Origin of the sequence: Deinococcus peraridilitoris DSM 19664 (assembly GCF_000317835.1) — a bacterium.
In the GTDB taxonomy this organism is placed as follows: Bacteria; Deinococcota; Deinococci; order Deinococcales; family Deinococcaceae; genus Deinococcus_A; species Deinococcus_A peraridilitoris.
In genome coordinates, this window is sequence record NC_019793.1 from 3,789,777 (window position 1) to 3,811,285 (window position 21,509).

Sequence of the window (21,509 nt, forward strand, 5' to 3'; positions counted from 1 at the left end):
CCGTCACATGACAAAGGAAGACTGGAAGGGGCCAACACTCCTTCCAGTCTTCCGGTCTGCTGACTGCCCCTCTTACTTTTTCAGTGAAGCGCGGGGTTCGAGCGCATAGAACGCCACCACCGCGACAAGGGTGCCCACCCAGCCCGGCGCACTGCCAAGCTCGAATTCGAAATCCTTGCCGAGAATCGTGCTGCCCAGGCGCCCCATCAGCTTTTGCCCGACCTGCTGGCCCATGATGTTCCAGCCAACGATCGGTTCACCGAGAAAACCGGTAACCCGGTCCACACCGCGCAGCGTAATCTGCTCGCGGCCAACGTTGCCACGCAGCTCACCTTCCTGCAGTTCGACGGCGACGCTTTCACCGCCCACCGTACCCTGAACGCCGGTCTCGGTGATTTCGAGGTCAATGTCTTTGCCGTGCAGCCGTCCACCCGCGCGACCGACAATGCGGTCTCCGTCGAGCGTGCAGCGCACGTCGAAACCTTCGGCGCCTCCCAGGCGCCCCTTGAGTACGTCTTCCACGGTGGACAGTATAGCCACTTCCAGGTGAAGAGACAGGTGAAGAGACGTCTTGCTCACAATCCCAGCGGATGAGAGACGCCGGCCGCTGCTTCAACTCAGGCCCGTATCGCGCAGATACTCGGCGCGAAGCAGTTCGCGGCCCGAGGGAAAGCGGACGCGGGCCACCTGCCAGTGTTCGAACAGCACGCGCAGACCGGCGCGCAACAAGTGTTCGGCAAACCAAAGCTCACAGGGTGCACCCTGCCAGGAGAGCATTTCGCCGTTCCAGACCAGGTGAGGACATCCGGGTGCCGAACGTGCATGGATCATGCCGCCCGCGCCAATACGCACCGCGCGGACCCACAGCGGACCTTCACGAACTTCGTGATCGAATACCGGCGCCCCGAAGACCTCGTCGTACAGCAGCCCGAGCTCCTGTTGTGCGCGACGGTGCTCCCGTCGGGCGCGCGCTTCCTCACGAACGGTCAGGCGACCGAACGTCAGGGTGCCGTCCAGTTCGGCAACGCGGTCCTCAAGCCCCTCCATTCGCTCGCGCGCCGAGGGTGGCGGCGGCGGGGGCGGAGGGTCGCCCTGCAAGGTACGCGCCGGGTCGATCACGTCGCGGCGCTCCCAGCTGGCCTGCTCCAGCAGCTGTCCTTCTTCGATGCGCCACAGACGGGTAGCCACTTCCCGCGCGAAGCGCCGGTCATGGGTGACGATGACGCATGCCCCGCCATACCCTTGCAGCGCCTGCTCCAGCGTTTCGAGCGCCTCCACGTCAAGGTGGTTGGTTGGTTCGTCCAGCAGCAGCAGGTCCCCACGCAGTGCCCCGACGAGGGCCAGCCCGGCGCGCGCCCGTTCACCCCCCGAGAGCTGTTGCGGCGTTTTCGACCAGTCGCCCTCACCGAAGCCGGCGCGTCCCAACAGCGCCGCTGCCCGGGCTCCGAAACGCTGGGAGAATTGCATCAGCAAGCTGGCGTCGCGGTGCAGCCCGTGCCAGGTCTGATCGAGGTAGGCTACCGCGACGCCACCTTCGAATTGCAGCTGTCCCTCGGGCGATTCGGAATACAGCTCTCCGGCCAGCATTCGCAGCAGGGTCGTCTTGCCGCTGCCGTTGGCTCCCAGCAGCACCACGCGGTCGCCCTGCCTGATCTTGAGCGCGACATCTCGCAGGACCATGCGCTCGCCGTACTGCTTGCTCAGGTGCTCGGCCCACACCAGCACCCGGGCGCGCGCTTCTCCGTTGAGCAGGCGCATCCGGAGACGCCGTTCGGGAAGCGGCGCATCGACGAGGTCCACGCGCCCGGCGCGCGAACGCAGCGCTTGGGCGTGGCGGCCCCAGCGCGACTCACGTGAAGCGGCTGCGGCCAGGCGCGTCTCTTCTCGCTGCGACAGGCGATGGGTGCGGGCCTGCGCCCGGCGGGCAAAATCACGCTGGGTGCGGGCGCTGCTGTAACCGCCGGTGTAGAAGGTCGCCCGGGAAGCTTCGAGCCAGAGTGAGCGCAAGGCCACCTGATCGAGCAGTTCCCGGTCATGCGAGGTCAGGACCACGGCGCCGGGATACGCGAGCAGGGCCTGTTGCAGCCATTCGCGCATCCGCAAATCAAGGTGGTTGGTGGGCTCGTCAAGCAGGAGCACGTCGGGGCGCTGTAGCAGGGTGAGTGCCAGGGCCAGCCGGGTGCGCTCGCCTCCCGAGAGTGACGCTGCCGTGCGGTCCCGGAAAGGTGCCAGGTCCAGCATGCCGAGCGTTTCGTTCGCCGTGACTTCATAGTGGTAGCCGCCCTCGGCCTCGAAGGCAGCCTGCGCTTCGGCCCAGACAGGCAACAGTTCCGGTTCGTGATGAAGGCGGGCAGCCAGCCCCTCGAGTTGCTGCTGACGGCGCAGAGCCGGATTGGCTGCCGCCACCAGCGCGGCGACCGTGGCCTCGCCCTCGAAGATGGGGTGCTGCGGAAGATACCCGAGGCGGGTGCCGTCCGCCTGCCAGCGCTCTCCCTCGTCGGGTACGCAGCGGGCGGCCAGCACTTCCAGCAGGGTGGTCTTGCCCGCGCCGTTGCGACCCAGCAAGGCCAGGCGCTCGCCGGTGAAGACGCTCAGGCTGATGTCATCGAGCACCACGCGCTCACCGCGCGCGAGCGAGATGTGCTCCAGGGAAAGCAGCGTGGCCACGTCGGCACGCTAGCAGGATTCCGCCAGGTCCGGCGTGAGCCAGCAGGCGAATGAACGCTCCTCCACGCGCCCGAGGTGACAACCTGACCGGCACCGGCCGGTCTGGCCCCTGTACTGTTCGAGTTACACCTTCCGCGCGTCTTGCCTAACGCCCGTCAGGTATATACTTTGTCGGGAATCATCACCGCCCGGCGAGTGCCCGTGTGCGGTGTTCCACAAACAATCGGCCCAGGAGGGGTAATTTGAAACTCCACGAGTATCAAGGCAAGGAATTGCTGCGGCGTTTCGGCGTGAACGTGCAGGAAGGCAAAGTGGCCTACACGCCCGATGAGGTGCGCTCGATCGCGCAGGAATTCGGTCAGTCGGTCGTCGTGAAAGCGCAGGTTCACGTGGGCGGACGCGGCAAGGCAGGCGGCGTGAAGTTCAGCCCCGATCCCGAAAAAGCCTATGAAAACGGCCAGAAGATTCTGGGCATGGACATCAAGGGCCTGACGGTCAAGAAGGTGTTGGTGACCAAGGCGGTCGACATCGACGCGGGCACCGAGTACTACGTCGGCATGATCGTGGACCGCAACGTGCAGTCTTATACCCTGATGGCCTCCGCCGAGGGCGGCATGGAAATCGAGGAAGTCGCCGCCGAGAATCCTGACGCGATCATCCGCTTCCGGGTCGATCCCACCACCGGTCTGCGTCCCTTCGAGGCTCGCGAGGTGGTACTGCGCGCGGGCTTCAAGGGCAACCTCAACAAGATCGCCGACATGATGGTCAAGATGAGCGAAGCAGCCCTCAAGATGGACGCCGTGCTGGTCGAGATCAATCCGCTGTTCGTGGACGAGTCGGGCATCCCCCTGGCGCTCGACACCAAGTTCGAGATCGACGACAACGCCATGTACCGTCACAAGGACCTCGCCGACTGGCGTGAGCTCGAAGCCGAGCATCCGCTGGAAATCGAGGCCAGCAACTATGGCTTCGCGTACGTCAAGCTCGACGGTCACGTGGGCGTGCTGGGCAACGGCGCGGGCATCGTGATGACCTCGCTGGATGTCGTGAACCGCGCGGGCGCCAAACCCGCCAACTTCCTCGACATCGGCGGCGGCGCCCGCGCGGACATCGTGTACAACGCCGTGAAGCTGGTCCAGAAGGACAGCGACGTGAAAAGCATCTTCGTGAACATCTTCGGCGGCATCACCCGCGCCGACGAGGTCGCCAAGGGCGTCATTCAGGCGCTGCAGGAAGGAATTCTTACCAAGCCGGTGCGCATGCGCATCGCCGGCACGGCCGAGGAGGAAGCCAAGGCGCTGCTGGCCGAAGTCAACAGCCCGCTCATCCAGATGTATCCGGATATGTTCCAGGCCGCCGAGGCCGCCGCGCAGGAGGCGAACAAGTAATGTCGATCCTGGTGAACAAGGACACGAAGGTACTGGTTGTGGCCATCACGGGCCGTGAAGGCACCAACCACACGAAAGCCATGAAAGAGTTCGGTACGCAAGTCGTGGCGGGCGTAACTCCCGGCAAGGGCGGCATGACCCACGAGGGTGTGCCGGTCTACAACTCGGTCGCGGAAGCTCAGCGCCACCACGAGGTGGACTGCTCGATCATCTTCGTGCCGCCCGCCGGCGCGGCCGACGCGGTGCTGGAGTCGGCCTACGCGGGCGTGCCGCTGATCGTGCTGATCACCGAAGGCGTGCCTACGGTCGACATGATGCGCGCCGTGCAGGAAGTCAAGGCGCTCGACGCAGAGAGCCGCGCTTCGGGGGGCAAGGGTGTGCGCCTGATCGGTGGCAATTGCCCCGGACTCGTGTCGAGCGGCGAGTGCAAGGTGGGCATCATGCCCAACCGCATCTATGAAAAGAAGGGCCGCATCGGCCTGATCTCACGCTCGGGCACCCTGACGTACGAGGCGGGCAAGTTGCTCGGTGACGCGGGGCTGGGGACCAGCACCACCGTCGGCATCGGCGGCGATCCCGTGATCGGCACGACTTTCGCTGATGTGCTGCCAATGTTCGAGCAGGACCCCGACACCGACGCGATCGTGTTGATCGGTGAAATCGGCGGTGCAGACGAGGAAGCCGCTGCCGAGTACATCAAGACCAGCATGAAGAAGCCGGTTGTGGCCTTTATCTCGGGACGCACCGCCCCCGCAGGCAAGCGCATGGGTCACGCGGGCGCGATCATTATGGGAAATGTGGGCACTGCCGAGTCGAAGCTGGCTGCCATGGCCGACGCGAACGTGCCGGTGGCGGACACCATGCCCCAGATTGTTGAGTTGGTCCAGCAGGTTCTGGCACAACGCGCATAACCTGATGCGGCTACGCGGGGTCAATGACCCCGCGTTTTTGTGTTTTGAGTGTTCACGTTGCACATATTTTTCACTATATCCTCACCATTGTCATGACACCGGTCACTTGCCGGTCAGCCGGCATGGCTATACTGACAACATGAAGCGAACGCTGCTGGCCTCCTCTTTCTTACTGCTGGGCTCCGCGCAGGCGCTGACCCTCAGCGGCAGCGTGGCAGGCGAAGCCCCCGCCAAGGCCCGGGTCGGCGCGTGGTTGATCGATGCGGCCGGCCGGCCAGTCGCGGAAGTCGCCAGCGCGCCAATCAGCGCAAACGCGTTCTCACTCTCCATTCCCGACACGGCTCCGAGTGGGCGCGCGCTGTGGGGACTTACCTCGGACAGCATTGCCTGGCCGGGGGTCACCGGAGAAGTCAACGTGTCCGGCAGTGTCCAGGGCAGCGAAGCACGGCTTTTTGTGTACGGCGACGCCAACGGCAACACCCGCCGCGATGAGGGCGAGGAATTGATCGAAGGAAGTGCACGCCTGGGCAAAGCCAGCGTCGCCCTGGTGTTCGCCAGCCGCCCGGTGAACGTGAGCGCGGCGCGCGGCCTGTCCGTTGCGCTGACGCTCGGCTGGAACGTCGTGTCCATTGAGCTGGGCAAGACGCTCAAGGCGGGCGTGCAAAGCGGTGCCAGCGGGCTTCAGCTCAGCATCGCCCGGTAAGCCTTCAGGTACTGGGGCACGATCAGCGCAGGATGAAACTCCCGGATGGCGCGTTCACGTCCGGCCCGGCCCATGCGCCGACCTGTTTCGGGATCACTCAGCAGGCGCAGGGCACCATGGGCCATACCGTCCACGTCTCCCAGCGAGCACAAAATTCCACTCACGTCATGCTGCACAACCTCGGGAATACCCCCGATGTTGCTGGCCACCACGGGCACCTCGCAGCTCATGGCTTCCAGGGCCACCAGGCCGAAGCTTTCCTTGGCGCTGGGCAGCAAGAAGAGGTCCGCGAAGCCCAGAATAGCCTCCACGCCCGGAAAACTGCCCAGAAACTGCACGCGACCCTGCACGCCCAGCCGCTGGGCCAACTCGAAGGCCCGGGGGCGCTCGGGGCCGTCGCCGATCATCAGGAGCCGCGCGGGCAGTTCGCTGCTCACCCGGGCGAAGACCTCAACCACGTCATCGGTACGCTTCACAGGTCGAAAGTTCGAGACGTGAACCAGCAGCGCCTCGTCGGGCCGAGCAAAGCGGGCCCGCATGGTCGGATCAACCGTCCGCACGAAACGCTCGGTGTCGACAAAGTTATGAATTACCTGAATCTCGCGCTCGACGTCGAACACCTCACGCGTCTGCCGGGCCAGAAAATGTGACACGGCCGTGACCGCATCCGACTGCTCGATCGCGAAGCGGGTCGAGTGCCTGAAAGCGGGATCAAGTCCGACCAGGGTCACGTCGGTGCCGTGCAGCGTCGTAATCACTCGGGTACGCCGGGTGACGGCGCGGGCGTGGATGGCGCTGGTGGCGTGAGGAATGGCGTAGTGAGCGTGTGTGAGCTGCAGGTCGTGCTCCAGGATCACTTCGCACAGGGCGTTGGTCTCGGCCAGTTCCGGGTAAGGTTGTTCGAAGAGGGCGTACGCGTAACTGCCCACCTGATGAAAGTACGGACCACCCCGACCAGAGCCCAGTCCCGCCAGACGAAAGGGCTGGGAGCTGCCCACAAAACGCACCTCATGCCCTGCCTGCGCCACCAGCGCACCCAGTTCGGTCGCCACTACCCCGGAGCCTCCGGCGCTGGCATGACACAGCACAGCCATGCGCATCTGCTCGCCGGAGGCAGACAGGGCTCGTGCTGAGGCGGGCGAATTCTTCAGGGGAGGCTCGGTCGGTGCGCGTGGGTCCACGGGTGCCGATCATAAAGCTGCGCTCACGCCGTGACGGTTGTGAGATTACATTTCCTGTCTGTGCGGGCAGTGCTCCAGAGGAGGACGTTGCTGCGGAAGGAACGTCCATTTTGGCTCTGGGATTTATCTTTCTTTAAGATGTCGTGAAAAATCAGTAGACTGTGATCCATATGCGCTGGGCGTGGATTGTTCTGATCGTTGCCGTAGCCACCTTGGCCTACTTCGCCGGTTTGCGTTTCGGCTACCTGAGCCTGACCCCGACGTGGATGTACAACGCCCAGGGAAACAACTCCTACACGTTTCGGACCTATGACGAGCGTGGGGAAGTATTCCTGAGCGGCTCGTGCACGACACGCAGCGGCGAGGCCACATTGCGGCTGTACGCGCCGGGCGGCACCTTTGTCGGCGGTCAGGTCTGCCGCGCCGGCAGTTATAACCTTGCGCTCCGGGGGGGTGGGGAGATCGGACTTTACAAGCTGACAGTGGATTTCAACCACTTCACCGGCCGACTGGAGATCAACGAAAACCGCAGTGCGTCGTACTGACCTTCCCAGTCGCAGCTGCTTCTTCAAACGAGGAGAGCCGTGTGGGAACACACGGCTCTCCTCGAGGTTGTAACTTCAGGCAGCGTCGGTTGCAGCAAGCTTGTTGAGGCGCTTGGCAAGACGGCTCTTTTTGCGTGCAGCCGCGTTCTTGTGCAGGGTCGAGCCTTTGGCCGCCTTGTCGATCAGGCTTTCGGCCTTACGCTGCACTTCTGCGGCGTTCTCAGCGCCCGTCTGCACGGCTTCGACCGCCTTGCGGGTGAAGGTACGGATGGTCGATTTCTTGCTGCGGTTGGCAAGACGGCGCTTGAGGCTCTGACGGTGACGCTTTTGGGCTGATTTGTGGCGCAGGGCCATGATGAATCCTTTCTTCCGTGCGGACACGGAGCGGTTCCGCATTGCGGAACACGAGCGACAACACCCGGGGGCCGGGGCTGCGCGGCGGCCGTTGAAACAGGGCCGTGTCGCTCACCAGACGATGGGCAACTTTGCAAGTGTAGCGTTCGTGAAGCGAAATGACAACTGGCCTGCCCGGCGCAGCGTGACCTGCACCGGGCTTCCTGACAGCGCTACGCTCCGCTTCAGGACGTGCCAGTGCTCTGGCTCGCGGCAGTCTGCGCTGGAGTCAGGTCAAGCGGTTTTTCCAGCCGGAACCAGTAAAAGGCATGTGGCCCAAAGGTGAAGAAGTACGGCAGCTCCCCGACCGGTGGGAAAGGGGTCTCCCCGATCAGTTCAACGGGCGTGAACCCGTTGTATTTGCCAAGGTCGAGCTGCGCGGACTGCACAAAACGCGACAGGTTGCACAAAACCAGCAGACGCTCCTCACCGTAAGTGCGCAAAAACGCCAGAATCTTGCGATTCCCGGTTTCCAGAAACTCGATGTCACCACGCGCGAAGGCCGGGTAACGGCGGCGGGTCTGCATCATGCGGCGCATCCACTTGAGCAGGCTGGTCTCGGTGCGCTCGTGGGACTCGACGTTGACGGTCTGATAGCCGTAGACCGGATCGGCAATCACGGGCGCGTACAGCAGGTTGTAATCAGCGCGCGAAAAGCCGCCGTTGCGGTCGGGACTCCACTGCATGGGCGTGCGCACCCCGTTGCGGTCACCCAGAAATACGTTGTCACCCATGCCGATCTCATCGCCGTAATACAGGATCGGGCTGCCAGGGAGGCTGAAGAGCAACGCGTGCAGCAGCTCGGTGCGGCGACGTGAATTGTCGAGCAGCGGCATCAGGCGCCGGCGGATGCCGACGTTGATCTTCATGCGCGGGTCCTTGGCGTACTCGTTGTACATGTAATCGCGCTCTTCGTCGGTGACCATTTCCAGCGTCAGCTCGTCGTGGTTGCGCAGAAAGATCGCCCACTGCCCGAAGCTGGGCGCCTGGGGAATGCGCTCCATGATTTCACGGATGGGTGTGCTGTCCTCGCGGCGCAGGCCCATGAACAGGCGCGGCATCACCGGGAAGTTGAAGCACATGTGAAACTCGGGCTCCTCGTCGGTGCCGAAGTACTGCACGACATCTTCCGGCCACTGGTTGGCCTCCGCGAGCAAGACCTTGCCGGGAAACTCTTCGTCGACCACCTGGCGCATTTCGCGCAGATAGGCGTGCGTTTCCGGCAGGTTCTCGCAGTTGGTCCCCTCACGCTCGAACAGGTACGGCACCGCGTCGACACGGAAGCCGTCGAGGCCCAGGCCCAGCCAGAAGCGGATGACGTTTTTCATTTCCTCGCGCACGGCGGGATTGTCGTAGTTGATATCAGGCTGCTGGCTGAAGAAGCGGTGCCAGTAGTAGCGCTCGGCGACCGGGTCCCAGGTCCAGTTGCTCTTCTCGGTATCGACGAAGATGACGCGCGCCTCCGCGTACTCGTTGCCGGTATCCGACCACACGAAGTAGTCGTGGTAAGGGTTGTCACGCCCCTTGCGGCCTTCCTGAAACCAGTGATGCTGATCGGAGATGTGGTTCACGACCAGATCGGCAACGACACGAATTCCGCGCGCGTGCGCTTCCTGCAAGAACGCCTTGAAGTCTTCCAGCGTACCGTAGTCGGGGTGAATGTCGTAAAAGTCGGCAATGTCGTATCCGTCGTCCTTGAGCGGAGACGGATAAAACGGCAGCAGCCACAGGCAGTCCACGCCCAGGCTTTTGAGGTAATCCAGACGCGTGATCAGACCGCGAAAATCGCCTTTGCCGTCTCCGTTGCCGTCCTGAAATGCACGCACGTGGAGTTCGTAGAAAACTGCGTCCTTGTACCAGTCGGTGGCCATGCGAAGTAGTGTAAGCGGTCGGCGCCCGGCTTTCAGCTATCGGCCCAAAAAAACGATGAAGGCCTCGGTGAAGGCCTTCATCGTTTCTGACGGCGGTTATGGAACGCGCCTTACTGCTCGTAGATTGCTTCGACGGTGATGTCGAGGTTCCCGCGCAGGGCGCCGGACACCGGGCAGCCCTGCTCGGCTTTCTCGGCCAGCTGCTGGAACTGCTGCTGATCGAGGCCCTCGGCGCTGCCGCGAACCACCAGGTGCATGGTGGCGATCTTGAATCCGCCGCCTGAGGCGTCCATGCCGAGCGTCGCGTCGGTAGCCAGCGTACGCGGCGCGTGCCCGGCCTGCTGCAGCACGTTCGAGAACGCCATGGTGAAGCAGGCTGCATGTGCGGCAGCAATCAGTTCTTCCGGGTTGGTGCCGGGCTGGTTCTCGAAACGGGTCCGAAAGCTGTACGGCGTATCGCTGAGCACACCACTGAGGCTGCTGATCGTTCCGTTCCCGCTTTTCAGGTCACCGTTCCACTGGGCATTTGCCTTGCGCTCTATGTTGGCCATGCGGCATCGTAACGTGCCCTCCCCCCAAACAGACCGTGACAGAACTTCCAGAGACCCTGACGATATCTTGAGGTGACGCACCGATGAGCGGCGTTCCCCGGATGTGGTTGAATGCGGCCATGGATCACTGGGACTTCGGGCGCTCGCTTGCCGGTTACGGGTCGGTCGTGCCTGGCGCACGCGCGCAGGTGCTGCTGGTGCACGGCTACGCCGAGCATGTGGGACGCTACACGCACCTGATCGAAGCACTCGTACGGGCGAACTTCAGTGTCTATGCCTTCGATCAGCGTGGGCACGGCCGCTCGCCTGGACCTCGCGCGCTGTTGCGCCTGCGTGACCTCACCGACGACCATCTGGCGGCCCGTGCGTGGCTGCGTCAACACGCTCCCGAGGTGCCTACCTTCGCGGTGGGGCACAGCGTGGGAGGGCTGGTCACGGCCCTCAGCCTTGCACGTGATCCCAGAGGTCTGCGCGGCGTCGTGCTTTCGTCTCCGGCCCTGGTTGTCGGGCAAGAGGAGCCTGCCGCCAAACGGGCGGCCCTGAGGCTGCTCAGCCGTGTCGCTCCCCGGACGCCGGTCTCGGTCGTGGCGAAAGGCATCCTGTCACGCGACCCGGAGATTGACCGCGCCTTCGAGGCAGACACCCTGTGTTACAGCGGGCGCGTCCAGGCGCGCTCTGCTTATGAAATGATGACCGGCGCGGATGCCCTCTGGGGGAAACTAGGCAACTGGACACTGCCCACGCTGGTCATTCACGGGGACGCCGACCGCCTGATCACGATCGAGGGTTCACGACGCTTCGTGCGCAATATCGCCAGCCAGGACCGGGAGCTGTGGGAAGCGCCGGGCGGGTATCACGAACTCTTCAACGACCTCGACAGCCAGCTGGCCCTGGACAAGGTAACCGGGTGGCTCGCCGCGCGAAGCGACAGCGCGGTGTAATCAGGGAACCCGGCCAGGTAGCCGGGTTCCCTGATTACAGCATGAGGCGACCTTCAGCCGTGATCGGGCATGCAGGCGGTTACTTCCGGCGAAACTCCGTCCTGAAAACGTTTGAAGTTTTCCCGGAACATGGCGGCGAGTTTGCGCGCCGTCCGGTCGTACTCATTCTGGTCGGCCCAGGTGTCCCGGGGATTGAGCACCTCGCTGGGCACACCGGGAACGCTCGTGGGAATCGCGAGGTTGAAGAAAGGCTCGGTGACGAATTCCACCCGATCGAGCTCACCGGAAAGCGCTGCGTTGATCAGGGCGCGCGTGTGCTGGATGCTCATGCGCTGGCCCTCGCCGTATTTCCCACCGGTCCAGCCGGTGTTCACCAGCCACACCCTCGCGCCCGATTCCGCGACCTTGCGCGCGAGCAGCCCCGCATACTCAGCAGGATGACGCGGCATGAACGGCGCGCCAAAGCAGGTGCTGAAGGTCGGCTGAGGCTCGACGACTCCCTGCTCGGTACCGGGAATCTTGGCCGTGAAGCCGCTGACGAACTGATACATCATCTGTTCACGCGTGAGGCGAGCGATCGGAGGCAGCACGCCGTAGGCGTCGGCTGTCAGGAAGATGATGTTCTTGGGGTGCCCACCCTGACCCGACGGATCGCTGTTTTCGATGAAGTCGATCGGGTAGGCGCTGCGGGTGTTCTCGGTCAAGCTGCCATCGTGGAGGTCTGGCCGTCCCTGCTCATCGAGCACCACATTTTCGAGGACGCTGCCGAACATGTGGGTCGTGCGGAAGATGGCAGGCTCGGCTTTTTCGGAAAGGTTGATGACCTTGGCGTAGCAGCCACCCTCGAAGTTGAAGACGCCGTGTTCGGTCCAGCCGTGCTCGTCGTCGCCGATCAGCACGCGCGAGGGGTCGGCGCTCAGCGTGGTCTTTCCGGTGCCGGACAACCCGAAAAACAGCGCCACGTCACCTTCTTTGCCTTTGTTGGCCGAGCAGTGCATGGGCATCACACCCTGCTCGGGCAGCAGGTAGTTGAGAACGCCGAAGATGCCTTTCTTGTTTTCACCGGCGTATTTGGTTCCGCCCACCAGGATCATCTTGCGCGAAAAGCTGACCAGGATAAATGTTTCGCTGCGCGTGCCGTCAACCGCCGGATCAGCCCTGAAGGAGGGCAGGTTGAGAACCGTGAATTCGGCCTGGTGTGAGGACAGCTCCTCCTCGCTGGGTCGCACGAACATATTGCGGACGAACAGCGAATGGTAGGCCATTTCGGTGATCATGCGAACGGGCAGCCGGTACTGCGGGTCGGTTCCGGCAAAGAGGTCCTGCACGAAGAGTTCACGGCCCCCTGCCCAGCGGGTCATCTTGGTCAGCAGGTTTTCGAACACTTCAGGCGAAATAGGCGTATTGAAACCGCCCCACCAGACGCTTTCCCTGGTGTGCTCATCCTCAACGACGAAGCGGTCCTTGGGGGAGCGTCCGGTGTGGGGAGTCGTGACCACGGCCAACGGGCCGCCCTGCGCGATGCGTCCTTCACCAAGGCGAAGAGCTGCTTCGTACAACTGTGGAACGGTCAGGTTGAAATGGATCGTGGCACCGCGAATGCCCAGGTGCGAAAGGTCGCGTTCAACAGCTGTTGTCATGCGTTGGTCCTCCGGGAAGCAAATAACTAACAATCGTTCGTCATTATTGTGCCGTAGGTTCGTCACGCGATGCAACTCGGCGGTGGCGAGCGTCGTGCCACGGCCAGCGGTGTGCCTGGCCGCATACGGTATAGGGGGCCCATACTCAGCTCGCTCATGAATGCCCTTCGCCCTTATCGCGCGCCCGATCGTGATGCCTGCCTGCGCATCTTCGACAGCAACACGCCACCCTTTTTCGATGTCTCGGAGCGCGCAGACTTCGAGGCGTTCCTGGACGCTCCCTCGGAGGCGTACTTCGTACTCGCAGTGAAAGGCGATCTCGTGGCCTTCGGAGGGCTCGCCCTCTCCCCACCACGGGTTTCACACAACCCGAATTGTGCCCGATGGCTTCGGAGCAGGACTCAACCGAGTTGAAATGACCTGTCAGCTTGACGCGTTCTGAGCCGGCGTTCGGCACGTGACCCGAACCCAGGGTTGGCAATGACTCAAGACCGCGACCCGGTGTCAGTCGAGCGTGTAGATCCACAAACCGCGCCGGCGCCGTTCACGCTCGGTTTTTTCGCGGAACGCAGGGTCCTCGGCCATCTGCCGCTCGGTGCGCAGCAGCGAGGCCGCCGTCTGCGAACGGTGCGCGCGTACCGCCGCCATGACCGTATCGAGCACCGGCGAGACATCGTAAAATTCGTGCGGCTCCCCCAGGGCGCGCAAGTCTTCTTCCTTGCCAAAAGCCACGCAGGCGATGACCGGCCGCTCTTCGGGCGGCAGGGCGGCCACCGCCCGCACGGCGGCAGCCGACATCGCTTCGTGGTCGGGGTGCACGCCGTGACCTGGGTAATAAGTAAACAGCAATGAGGGCCGGGTCTCGGCAACCACTTCCGCAATGCGCGCGGCCAGCTCTTCCTGATTTTCGAATTCCAGGGTCTTGTCGCGCAGGCCCATCAGGCGCAGGTCACCAATGCCGAGAATCCGGCAGGCTTCACGCAGCTCAGCCTCGCGGATCTCGGGCAGCGTCTCACGCGTCGCGAAGGCCGGGCGGCCCATGTTGCGTCCGGCTTCACCAAGGGTGCCACACAGGTAGGTCACGGGCGTGCCCTGTGCGGTGTGCAGGGCGATGACTCCTCCGAAGGCCAGGGTTTCGTCGTCGGGGTGGGGCAGCACCACCAGAATGTGCCGCTCGGCGGGTCGCGGCGTGCTGTTCGTGTCGGTCGCTTTCGCATCTGACGCGTTCATATCCGGAAAGGTACCTCGCTGAGTTGCAGGGCTACGCCGAGGCAGCCGTCGGCGTCGTGGCCGGCGAGCAGCAGCCGGTCATGTGCATCGAGCTCCCAATCGGTCAATCCCTCGGCGTACACCCAGCCGAGTTCCAGCTTGAGCCCGACGCGGAAAGGCCCTTTGCCGGCAATGGCGGCACGCTCGAAGCAGACCAGGGCGTTGCGGATGTAGGCACCGACCGGCACGGTTTTGGTTTCCCGCAGTCCTGCGTATGCGCCCGCGTTGGTTTCCAGGTGAAGATAAAGCGGCCTGTTCGCCCGAACACTCAGGGCAGCCTGAACGGCTTCACGGTCGATGGGTCTCACTGCAGCCTGCCTTTCATCGTCGCGCCAGCATACTGCAAGCGCACAAGGACCTGAACGGTCACGGCGCGTTCCCCAACAGCACGACCTGCTTCAAAGGCCCTGGCAGCGCGGCGGCAGGCAACCGTAGCAAACGTACGCGCCAGCCCTATGGCCTTCAGCCGATTCCCAGAATGACGGCTTACAGTAAATCCAAGTCATCCCATTCCCGACTCCCTGGAGGCTTCATGATCACTCCCCGCAGCTGGATGTCGACTGCCCGGCCACGATTCTCCGGTGACCGGCCTTGAACGCCCTGATGGTGGGTGTGGTGGCGGGCGCCCTTGGTCTCGGGTTCGTGGCCGGTCGCGTCAGCGCGCCAAGCGGCACGATGGGCGGAGCCCTGGCGGCACGCGCACAGCTGGCGCAATTCTCGCCCAACGATCCGCGAGAACTCGTGCCCCTGGTTCCCGGTCCCGGCCAGGACGGCCAGCAGGGTCCAGGGCAGCAAAACGCTCCGAACGGTCAGCAGGGGGAGCAGGGTGACTGCCCGGTGCTGCTGCTCAAAGACGGTCAGCTTTACGAAATGCGCCCGGGGCAGCCGCAGCCGGGACCGGGGGGCGAGCCAGGTGACGGCCAAAGCGGCGACAACGAGCTGTTTCCGCTGCAGCCTTACCAAGGTCCTTCTCCAATCCCCGGCCTTCCCCTCAACCCCACTCCCGACGTGAGGACCTGATGACCAATGATGCCCGCTTGACCCCGCTTTCGCCGCAAGCCGTCACCGACGCTTCCGCTCGCCTGCGCACCCTGCTGTTTGAAGTCAAGAAGGTCATCGTGGGCCAGGACCTGATGCTCGAACGTCTGCTGGTCGCACTCCTCTCGCGCGGGCACGTGCTGGTGGAAGGTGTGCCCGGTCTCGCCAAGACGCTGGCGATCAAGTCCACAGCCGACGCCATCGGCGCCAGCTTTCGCCGCATCCAGTTCACTCCCGACCTCGTTCCAGCCGACCTGATCGGAACGCGCATCTACAACCAGAAGAACGGCAACTTCGAGGTGGAACTCGGTCCGGTGTTCGCTCACCTGATTCTGGCCGACGAAATCAACCGCGCGCCGGCCAAGATCCAGTCGGCCCTGCTCGAGGCCATGCAGGAGCGCCAGGCGACCATCGGCCTGGAGAGCTATGCGCTGCCTGAGCCTTTTCTGGTGCTGGCCACCCAGAATCCCATCGAGTCCGAGGGAACCTATTTTCTGCCCGAGGCTCAGGTGGACCGTTTCATGTTCAAGGTCGTGGTGGGCTATCCCGGTTTTCACGAGGAGATGACCGTCGTGGAACGGGTCTCGCAGAAATTCGAACGTATTCAGGTGCAGCTCTCGCTCGACGAGCTGCGCGAACTGCAGGCGATGGCCGATGTGGTGTACGTGCATCCTTCGGTGATCGAATACGCGGTGAAGCTCGCGCGGGCCACCCGTGATCCCGGGGAGGTGGGGCTTGGCGAGCTGAAGCGCGCCATCACCTACGGTGCGAGCCCGCGCGCCAGCGTCAACCTGATTCTCGGCGCCAAAGCGCTGGCAATTGTGCGCGGGCGCGAATACGCCCTGCCCGAAGATGTGCGCGACCTCGCTCCGGAGGTGCTGCGTCACCGCATCATGCTGTCATACGAGGGACTCGCCGAGGAGGTGCAGCTCGAAGACCTGATCGGGCGCATCATTGGCGCTGTTCCGCTTCCCCGCATGCATCTCGGCGATCCGCACGGGAGCGCAGGTTACTCGCCGACGCGCCATGAGACTGCTTAGCCGCCGCGTCCGCCCGGCTGCCCCGCGCTCCACCGCGCCCGCTCCGGCGCCCGCGCCAGCACCCATAGACCTTCCCGCCCACCTGCTCAGACGGCTGGAGTTCAAGGTACTGCGCCGCCTTGACGGCTTTTTGTTCGGTGATTACCGCGGGCTCTTTTACGGCCCGAGCCTCGACCTGGCAGAAGTGCGCGAGTACCAGCCCGGCGACGAGGTGCGCCGGATCGACTGGAACGTCACCGCGCGCAGCGGCAGGCTGCACGTCCGGCAGTACCGTGAGGAACGCGAACTCACCGCCTGGCTGGTGGTGGATCTGTCGAGTTCGATGAACTTCGGTACCCGCCGGGTCCTCAAACGCGACCTCGCACGTGAGTTCGCCGGCCTCGCGTCGCTGGTGGTCACCCGGCACGGAGACAAGATCGGCGCGATGACCTTCGGTTCGGCTTCCGATGCGTCCGCCATGCTCGCTCCCCGCAGCGGGCGCGCCCAGGCGCTGGCGGTGCTGAACTTGCTTTCCGGTCAGGGCGTGTCCGGGCGGGCGTTGCCATCCGCCCGGGGTGGAACCGACAGCAAACGCAGCGAGCTCGACGCTGCATTGAGCGCTGTGGAACGTACGCTGCGCCGCCGATCGCTGGTGTTCGTGGTGTCGGATTTCCTCGAACTGCCACCCCAGGGCGGTGAAGGCTGGACGGGCGCGCTGGGCCGACTGGCCCAGCGGCATGACGTGGTGGCAGTGCGCATATCCGACCCGGCCGAGCGGGAGCTGCCCAGCGTCGGCGGACTGCGGCTGCGTGATCCGGAAAGTGGCGCCGAGCAATGGATCGACACCTCCGATCCACGGGTGCGCGCCGCACACGCGCGGCTGGTCGGTGAACGCGACCGGGCACTCAAGGCGGCCCTGCGCGCAGCGCAGGTGGATCTGCTGGAACTCGACACGCAGCGCGACACCGTACAGCCACTGCTGCGTTTTGCGGCTTCGCGCCGGGGAAGGCGAACATGAGCTTCGGTTTGCCCTTTTTCTTATGGCTGCTCGTGCTGCTGCCCGTGACACTCTGGGTATTGTGGTGGTCTGCACGCCGCAGGGCTGAGCGGGCGCGCGCCTACGCCGATCCGCACTTGCAAAGCGCGGTGCTGACCAGCGGCAGCGCACGTCACTGGCGTTGGCCGCTCGCGCTGCAGCTGGCCGCGCTGGCGGTCTTGCTGTTTGGTGCCGCGCAGCCAATCGCCCGCCCCACCCTGCCCGTCAACAAGGCGGCCGTCATGATCGCCCTTGACGCGTCCCGGTCCATGCTGGCCGACGACGTGAAGCCCTCCCGGCTGGAGGCCGCACGCAAGGTGGCGCGCGAGTTCGTCCGCGCCGCACCTGCCTCTACCCGCATCGGTTTCCTGACCTTCTCGGACAGCGCTTCCGTGCTGGTGTCGCCCACGACTGACCGTCAGGTCCTGCTCGACGCTCTGGAGCGGGTTCAGCCTGCACAGGCCACGTCGTTCACCGGCGCGCTGGTGAGCGGAGTTCGCGCTCTTCCCGGGCGGGCGGACGCGGTCGTGCCCCAGGAACTACAAACTGGCCCTGGAGCGCCGAACGAGCGCAACCCGAACCCGCCGCCCGTCGATCTCGACTCACTGGCTCCCGGAGCGATCTTGATGCTGTCCGACGGGATTTCCAACCGGGGACCGAGCCCGCTTGTGGCAGCGCGGTTCGCGTCCGACCACAAGGTCAAGCTGTACGCGGTGGCCCTCGGGCGACCGGGTGGGGCCGTGAGTGAAATCGAGGGGCAGCTGGTCTTCGTACCCTTTGATACCCGCGAACTCGAGCGGTTGACCCAGCTGACCCAGGGCCGCTTTCTCTTTCCGGCGACCACGGAGCAGTTGCGCGAACTCTACCGCGATCTCGGTACGGTCATGCGCTGGGAACCCAGCGAGCTTGATCTGGCTGGGCCACTGGCCGGAACGGCGGCGCTGCTGATGCTGCTGGGTGGCGCGCTGGCGCTGCGCTGGCAGCGGAGGGTGCCATGAGTTTCCTTTGGCCGTGGGCCCTGCTGGCGCTGCTGCTGCTGCCCGTACTGGTGACGCTGTACCTGCGTGGACTGTCGCGGGGTGCCAAGACTGTCGCGCTGCATCCCGATTTTCACCTGCTCGCTCAGGCCGGCGGTCACAAGCGGCCGGTGAGGCGGCACTTGCCGGCCCTGCTGTACCTGGGGGCGCTGGCGACGGCACTGCTGGCAGTCGCCCGACCGGTGGCTCCCCTGCCAATGCCCGACAATCGGACCACCATCATGCTGTCGATGGACGTGTCGCTCTCGATGGACGCCAACGACATTGAACCAACACGGTTCGCGGCCGCGCAGGAGGCCGCGCGGAACTTCGTGCGTTCGCTGCCACGGGGAACGCGCGTGGGGCTGGCGTCGTTTGCCGGTTATTCAGTGTTGAATGCCCCGCCGTCGAGCGACCATGAACGGGTGCTGCAGGCCATTGACCGCCTGGAACTGGGCCGGGGCACGGCCATCGGAGCTGGTTTGCTCGAAGCGCTGCGCGCCCTGCCCAACCGCACCGAGGGCGCACCGGCGGACCGCCCGCCCGCGGCAATCGTGCTGCTGTCCGACGGACGCAACAACCGTGAACCCGATCCACTGGAAACCGCGATGCTCGCACGTGACCTGGAGGTATCGGTGTACACGGTCGGCCTGGGCACACAGGAAGGAACCTTGTCGTTTGGCCGCGGCGAATACGGCCGCTTTCAAGCCGGGTTCGATGCGGAAACCCTGCAGGCAATTGCCCGAATGACCGGCGGGCGCTATTACGAGGCGCGCTCAGCCGGTGAACTGAGTGGCATTTACCGCTCCTTGGGCCAGTCGCTCGGCTGGACGGTTGAGCCGCGGGAAGTTTCCGGTGTGGTCACAGCGTTGGCCGCCCTGCTGCTGATTGCCAGTTTGCTGGCCTCGGAACGCTTCAACCGCCGCATCCTGTGAGACAGTGCTGAAATCATTGTACAAACCTTATACGCAGTCCGGCGAGCGAAAAACGGAGTGCCCGATTCGCCTCGCGCTCATTCGTGCCTGCAGCAGGTGGATCAAGGAGATGCAGGACCTCGGTGTTTGAAACGGTAACGACCGGATCGGGATATTTTCCGCTCTGTTCAGCTTGAAGGGACGAAAATGCAGGGTCAGCCAGGCCACGCCGTACCGGATCGCTCCGATCCGGATGACCGTGTGGGTGCACGAAATGTCATACCACTTGGGCTATGTCACGACTGCTCGCTCTGCGCAACTTTTAGTCTTTCTTCACGCTCACTTTTTGTAATCCGAGCACTTCCCAGGCTTTGACAAGGGTTATACACTTCAGGAGTCAAGGCAGTGCTGCCACCTTACCCCGCCCATCTCAGCCTGAAGGAGCGCCAGATGACCCTGCACGTTTCAGTTCCGCCCCTCGGCACCGCCGATCACCAAGGCCGCCCCCTTCGCCGTGGGGACACGCTTTACTACACCGGTGACCCCAGCACCAGCCTCTACCGGCTCGAACAGGGATTGCTGCGTGCCGTGCGGCTCACACCCCAGGGACGCAACCTTACCGTCCGGCACATCTTGCCCGGCGACGTGTTCGGTGAAGAAGCGCTGCATGGGCTTACCCGCAGCCACCAGGTGATCGCGTTGACCGAGGCTGTCATCTCGCCAATTCATACCCAGCGTCTGAACGGTGACGATCTGTGGAACGTAACGCGCTCGCTCAGCGAGCAGCTGCAGCGCGTCATGAACGATGGCGTACACATTCAGGACGGCGAGCTTCGTGAGCGTATCGCGCGTTACCTGCTCAACCTGTCGTCGTCATCGCTGGGCGGGCGGCACACGGACGGGCGGCGCTTTGTGCGCGCGACCCACGAACTGATCGCGGAAGGAACGGGCGCAACGCGAGAAAGTGTCAGCAAGCTCATCGGCGAAATGCGTGACGACGGTCTTCTGGCCCCCGCGTACCGCTGCATCACGCTTCAGAACGAGCTGGCGCTGCGCGAGCTTGCCGGCGTCTGAAGCTCCCCACGTAACGGGACCGGCAGGTAACCTGCCGGTCCCGTTACCATCACGCAGCCCGACTATGACAGCGACGCGCTCCTTACGCCTCCGACGATCAGGACCAGCACCACGAGCCATACGCCGATCACTACCCTCCGGTCGCGCTGACGCGCCACGGCGTGCGCCAAAGCCACCGCAGCGAACATCAGGACCGGATGCCACAAGGACACCTGCACACCGGTCAACAGGTAGGTCAACAGACCGAGTGTCACATTGATATCCAGCAACACCGGCGCGAGGCGCTGCAGCCGCTCGCGTCGACGGATGGCAGTCCAGATCAGGACCAGTACGGGAAGCAGCTGCAGGTACCAGCCGTAGTGGGTATGCAACGCGTACAGCAGGTTCATGGCCGTCCTGGGTGCGAGTCTCTTGCCACGGAGCATTCTACCGGGCGTTATGGGCCGTCCATCCGTGCGGAATTGCAACGGATGTCAGCGTGCCCGCCGCGTCCATACCGGCCCTGCGCTATGAGTAACGCTGCAGAAAGTCAAGCACCCGAGTCCTCACCGGGTTGATGAAGCTCAGCCGTGTCGACAGTCCGCCCACGATGGTGTAATGGTCGGCGTTTTCGATCACGTTCAACTGGACATCGGCGTTCGCACGTTCCAGCGCGGCCAGCATCTTGCGGCCGTTTTCGGGCGCCACGACCTGATCACGCGCTGCCACCAGCAGCAGGGTTGGCGGCGGATCAGCGCGAACATGACGACTCGGCAACACGCTTTCCGGCAGGGCGGCCTCGGGAAAAGCATTGCGGGAGGGGAAATTCCGGAAGTCGTAATCGTACGGTCCCGCCAGGCCCACAACCCCGCTGATGCTCGTCACGGGCACCCCGGCCTCGCGCAACCAACGCTCGTTCATCACCACTTCCAGGGCGTTGAACGCACCGGCCGAGTGACCCACCACAAAAATTCGTGCCGGATCGCCGCCATAACGCCGGGCATTGTCACGCACCCACCGTACGGCCAGCGCCGCGTCACGCACATACTCGGGGTAACGGAATTCTGGCGCCAGCCGGTAGCTGATCACCGCGGTGAGATACCCGGCCCGCGCCAGAGACTCTCCCACGAATTTGTAATCGTCCTTGCTTCCTCCCGTCCACGAGCCTCCATGGATAAACACGACGACGGGCACCGTCTGGGGCTCGGCCGGAGAATATAAATCGAGTTGCTGACGGGTAGACTCCCCGTAAGCGAGGTTCGTGGCGACCCGCAGGCCAACCAGGGGCGTGAGGGTATTGAGCGTTTGTACAGGCGAGCAGGCAGTCAGCCCAAAAAACGTCAACGGAATCAAGAGCCATACAAGTCGCACGG

Annotated in this window: 22 protein-coding genes; 11 read left to right on the plus strand and 11 right to left on the minus strand. The window is 64.0% G+C overall.

From position 1 onward, the window contains the following. Positions 1-72: 72 nt before the first annotated feature. Together DEIPE_RS18235 and DEIPE_RS18240 are read right to left on the minus strand one after the other, a co-directional pair. Complete coding sequence (locus DEIPE_RS18235; protein WP_041230987.1) at positions 73-522, minus strand: hypothetical protein; 450 nt, start codon at positions 520-522, stop codon at positions 73-75. 90 nt (positions 523-612) lie between these two features. Next, the gene (locus DEIPE_RS18240) at positions 613-2,667 is read right to left on the minus strand and encodes an ABC-F family ATP-binding cassette domain-containing protein (RefSeq protein WP_015237457.1); all 2,055 of its coding nucleotides are present in this window, start codon (positions 2,665-2,667) and stop codon (positions 613-615) included. A gap of 242 nt (positions 2,668-2,909) precedes the next feature. Between DEIPE_RS18240 and sucC the strand changes: the two genes are divergently transcribed. The 3 genes from sucC (at position 2,910) to DEIPE_RS18255 (ending at position 5,669) form a co-directional block, all read left to right on the plus strand. Continuing rightward, the gene (gene sucC / locus DEIPE_RS18245) at positions 2,910-4,055 is read left to right on the plus strand and encodes an ADP-forming succinate--CoA ligase subunit beta (protein ID WP_015237458.1); all 1,146 of its coding nucleotides are present in this window, start codon (positions 2,910-2,912) and stop codon (positions 4,053-4,055) included. Next, positions 4,055-4,966 carry a succinate--CoA ligase subunit alpha gene (gene sucD / locus DEIPE_RS18250; RefSeq protein ID WP_015237459.1) on the plus strand — a complete coding sequence of 304 codons (912 nt, stop codon included), beginning with the start codon at positions 4,055-4,057 and terminating at the stop codon, positions 4,964-4,966. The genes sucC and sucD overlap by 1 nt, the downstream gene beginning before the upstream one ends. Positions 4,967-5,105: 139 nt before the next feature. Further along, positions 5,106-5,669, plus strand: coding sequence for a hypothetical protein (locus DEIPE_RS18255; protein ID WP_015237460.1), 564 nt, complete (start codon positions 5,106-5,108; stop codon positions 5,667-5,669). On the opposite strand, the gene bshA is transcribed toward DEIPE_RS18255, so the two are convergent. Next, positions 5,648-6,769, minus strand: coding sequence for an N-acetyl-alpha-D-glucosaminyl L-malate synthase BshA (gene bshA, locus DEIPE_RS18260; protein WP_041230988.1), 1,122 nt, complete (start codon positions 6,767-6,769; stop codon positions 5,648-5,650). The two genes, DEIPE_RS18255 and bshA, sit on opposite strands and share 22 nt — an antisense overlap. Before the next feature lie 251 nt (positions 6,770-7,020). Here bshA and DEIPE_RS18265 point away from each other — a divergent pair, with 251 nt between their 5' ends. Next, complete coding sequence (locus tag DEIPE_RS18265; protein WP_015237462.1) at positions 7,021-7,395, plus strand: hypothetical protein; 375 nt, start codon at positions 7,021-7,023, stop codon at positions 7,393-7,395. Between the two features lie 75 nt (positions 7,396-7,470). Here the strand turns inward: DEIPE_RS18265 and rpsT are convergent, their stop codons facing one another. The 3 genes from rpsT to DEIPE_RS18280 all read right to left on the minus strand — a co-directional run bounded on the left by rpsT (position 7,471) and on the right by DEIPE_RS18280 (position 10,210). Continuing rightward, positions 7,471-7,749, minus strand: a complete 279-nt coding sequence (gene rpsT, locus DEIPE_RS18270; protein WP_015237463.1) for a 30S ribosomal protein S20 — start codon at positions 7,747-7,749, stop codon at positions 7,471-7,473. 224 nt (positions 7,750-7,973) lie between these two features. Continuing rightward, the gene (treS, locus tag DEIPE_RS18275; RefSeq protein ID WP_015237464.1) at positions 7,974-9,659 is read right to left on the minus strand and encodes a maltose alpha-D-glucosyltransferase; all 1,686 of its coding nucleotides are present in this window, start codon (positions 9,657-9,659) and stop codon (positions 7,974-7,976) included. Between the two features lie 110 nt (positions 9,660-9,769). After that, positions 9,770-10,210, minus strand: a complete 441-nt coding sequence (locus tag DEIPE_RS18280) for an OsmC family protein (RefSeq protein ID WP_015237465.1) — start codon at positions 10,208-10,210, stop codon at positions 9,770-9,772. 119 nt (positions 10,211-10,329) lie between these two features. Between DEIPE_RS18280 and DEIPE_RS18285 the strand changes: the two genes are divergently transcribed. After that, on the plus strand, positions 10,330-11,151 hold the full coding sequence (locus tag DEIPE_RS18285; RefSeq protein ID WP_157448929.1) for an alpha/beta hydrolase: 822 nt from the start codon (positions 10,330-10,332) through the stop codon (positions 11,149-11,151). Positions 11,152-11,204: 53 nt separating this feature from the next. Here DEIPE_RS18285 and DEIPE_RS18290 read toward each other — a convergent pair whose 3' ends face one another. The 3 genes from DEIPE_RS18290 to DEIPE_RS18300 all read right to left on the minus strand — a co-directional run bounded on the left by DEIPE_RS18290 (position 11,205) and on the right by DEIPE_RS18300 (position 14,368). After that, positions 11,205-12,791, minus strand: coding sequence for a phosphoenolpyruvate carboxykinase (locus DEIPE_RS18290; RefSeq protein WP_015237467.1), 1,587 nt, complete (start codon positions 12,789-12,791; stop codon positions 11,205-11,207). Between the two features lie 504 nt (positions 12,792-13,295). Beyond that, positions 13,296-14,021 carry a bacillithiol biosynthesis deacetylase BshB2 gene (gene bshB2, locus DEIPE_RS18295; RefSeq protein ID WP_015237468.1) on the minus strand — a complete coding sequence of 242 codons (726 nt, stop codon included), beginning with the start codon at positions 14,019-14,021 and terminating at the stop codon, positions 13,296-13,298. Next, a complete protein-coding gene (locus tag DEIPE_RS18300) occupies positions 14,018-14,368 on the minus strand; it encodes a YojF family protein (RefSeq protein ID WP_015237469.1) in 351 nt (116 codons plus the stop codon). The genes bshB2 and DEIPE_RS18300 overlap by 4 nt, the downstream gene beginning before the upstream one ends. Positions 14,369-14,651: 283 nt before the next feature. Here DEIPE_RS18300 and DEIPE_RS18305 point away from each other — a divergent pair, with 283 nt between their 5' ends. The 6 genes from DEIPE_RS18305 (at position 14,652) to DEIPE_RS18330 (ending at position 20,157) form a co-directional block, all read left to right on the plus strand. Then, a complete protein-coding gene (locus DEIPE_RS18305; RefSeq protein WP_157448930.1) occupies positions 14,652-15,080 on the plus strand; it encodes a hypothetical protein in 429 nt (142 codons plus the stop codon). Continuing rightward, positions 15,080-16,138 (plus strand): AAA family ATPase, encoded by a 1,059-nt coding sequence (locus tag DEIPE_RS18310; protein WP_015237471.1) that lies wholly within the window; start codon positions 15,080-15,082, stop codon positions 16,136-16,138. The genes DEIPE_RS18305 and DEIPE_RS18310 overlap by 1 nt, the downstream gene beginning before the upstream one ends. Then, entirely contained in the window at positions 16,125-17,135 is a 1,011-nt protein-coding gene (locus tag DEIPE_RS18315; RefSeq protein WP_015237472.1) for a DUF58 domain-containing protein, read from the plus strand. The genes DEIPE_RS18310 and DEIPE_RS18315 overlap by 14 nt, the downstream gene beginning before the upstream one ends. Beyond that, entirely contained in the window at positions 17,132-18,151 is a 1,020-nt protein-coding gene (locus DEIPE_RS18320) for a VWA domain-containing protein (RefSeq protein WP_015237473.1), read from the plus strand. The genes DEIPE_RS18315 and DEIPE_RS18320 overlap by 4 nt, the downstream gene beginning before the upstream one ends. Then, positions 18,148-19,104 carry a VWA domain-containing protein gene (locus DEIPE_RS18325; RefSeq protein WP_015237474.1) on the plus strand — a complete coding sequence of 319 codons (957 nt, stop codon included), beginning with the start codon at positions 18,148-18,150 and terminating at the stop codon, positions 19,102-19,104. The genes DEIPE_RS18320 and DEIPE_RS18325 overlap by 4 nt, the downstream gene beginning before the upstream one ends. A 429-nt stretch (positions 19,105-19,533) precedes the next feature. Continuing rightward, positions 19,534-20,157, plus strand: a complete 624-nt coding sequence (locus DEIPE_RS18330) for a Crp/Fnr family transcriptional regulator (RefSeq protein WP_041231744.1) — start codon at positions 19,534-19,536, stop codon at positions 20,155-20,157. 62 nt (positions 20,158-20,219) lie between these two features. Here DEIPE_RS18330 and DEIPE_RS18335 read toward each other — a convergent pair whose 3' ends face one another. Both DEIPE_RS18335 and DEIPE_RS18340 read right to left on the minus strand, forming a co-directional pair. Next, complete coding sequence (locus tag DEIPE_RS18335; RefSeq protein WP_015237476.1) at positions 20,220-20,546, minus strand: hypothetical protein; 327 nt, start codon at positions 20,544-20,546, stop codon at positions 20,220-20,222. 118 nt (positions 20,547-20,664) lie between these two features. Continuing rightward, positions 20,665-21,507 (minus strand): alpha/beta hydrolase, encoded by an 843-nt coding sequence (locus DEIPE_RS18340; RefSeq protein WP_015237477.1) that lies wholly within the window; start codon positions 21,505-21,507, stop codon positions 20,665-20,667. Positions 21,508-21,509 lie beyond the last annotated feature (2 nt).

Excerpts from the sequence above, each read along its gene's own strand:
- treS (WP_015237464.1), bottom strand. The coding sequence starts at position 9,659 with ATGGCCACCGACTGGTACAAGGACGCAGTTTTCTACGAACTCCACGTG.
- DEIPE_RS18280 (WP_015237465.1), bottom strand. The coding sequence starts at position 10,210 with ATGGCCAACATAGAGCGCAAGGCAAATGCCCAGTGGAACGGTGACCTG.
- DEIPE_RS18310 (WP_015237471.1), top strand. The coding sequence starts at position 15,080 with ATGACCAATGATGCCCGCTTGACCCCGCTTTCGCCGCAAGCCGTCACC.
- DEIPE_RS18320 (WP_015237473.1), top strand. The coding sequence starts at position 17,132 with ATGAGCTTCGGTTTGCCCTTTTTCTTATGGCTGCTCGTGCTGCTGCCC.
- rpsT (WP_015237463.1), bottom strand. The coding sequence starts at position 7,749 with ATGGCCCTGCGCCACAAATCAGCCCAAAAGCGTCACCGTCAGAGCCTC.
- bshA (WP_041230988.1), bottom strand. The coding sequence starts at position 6,769 with ATGCGCATGGCTGTGCTGTGTCATGCCAGCGCCGGAGGCTCCGGGGTA.
- DEIPE_RS18255 (WP_015237460.1), top strand. The coding sequence starts at position 5,106 with ATGAAGCGAACGCTGCTGGCCTCCTCTTTCTTACTGCTGGGCTCCGCG.
- DEIPE_RS18330 (WP_041231744.1), top strand. The coding sequence starts at position 19,534 with ATGACCCTGCACGTTTCAGTTCCGCCCCTCGGCACCGCCGATCACCAA.
- DEIPE_RS18290 (WP_015237467.1), bottom strand. The coding sequence starts at position 12,791 with ATGACAACAGCTGTTGAACGCGACCTTTCGCACCTGGGCATTCGCGGT.
- DEIPE_RS18335 (WP_015237476.1), bottom strand. The coding sequence starts at position 20,546 with ATGAACCTGCTGTACGCGTTGCATACCCACTACGGCTGGTACCTGCAG.
- DEIPE_RS18315 (WP_015237472.1), top strand. The coding sequence starts at position 16,125 with ATGAGACTGCTTAGCCGCCGCGTCCGCCCGGCTGCCCCGCGCTCCACC.
- DEIPE_RS18285 (WP_157448929.1), top strand. The coding sequence starts at position 10,330 with ATGGATCACTGGGACTTCGGGCGCTCGCTTGCCGGTTACGGGTCGGTC.
- sucD (WP_015237459.1), top strand. The coding sequence starts at position 4,055 with ATGTCGATCCTGGTGAACAAGGACACGAAGGTACTGGTTGTGGCCATC.
- DEIPE_RS18325 (WP_015237474.1), top strand. The coding sequence starts at position 18,148 with ATGAGTTTCCTTTGGCCGTGGGCCCTGCTGGCGCTGCTGCTGCTGCCC.
- bshB2 (WP_015237468.1), bottom strand. The coding sequence starts at position 14,021 with ATGAACGCGTCAGATGCGAAAGCGACCGACACGAACAGCACGCCGCGA.
- DEIPE_RS18265 (WP_015237462.1), top strand. The coding sequence starts at position 7,021 with ATGCGCTGGGCGTGGATTGTTCTGATCGTTGCCGTAGCCACCTTGGCC.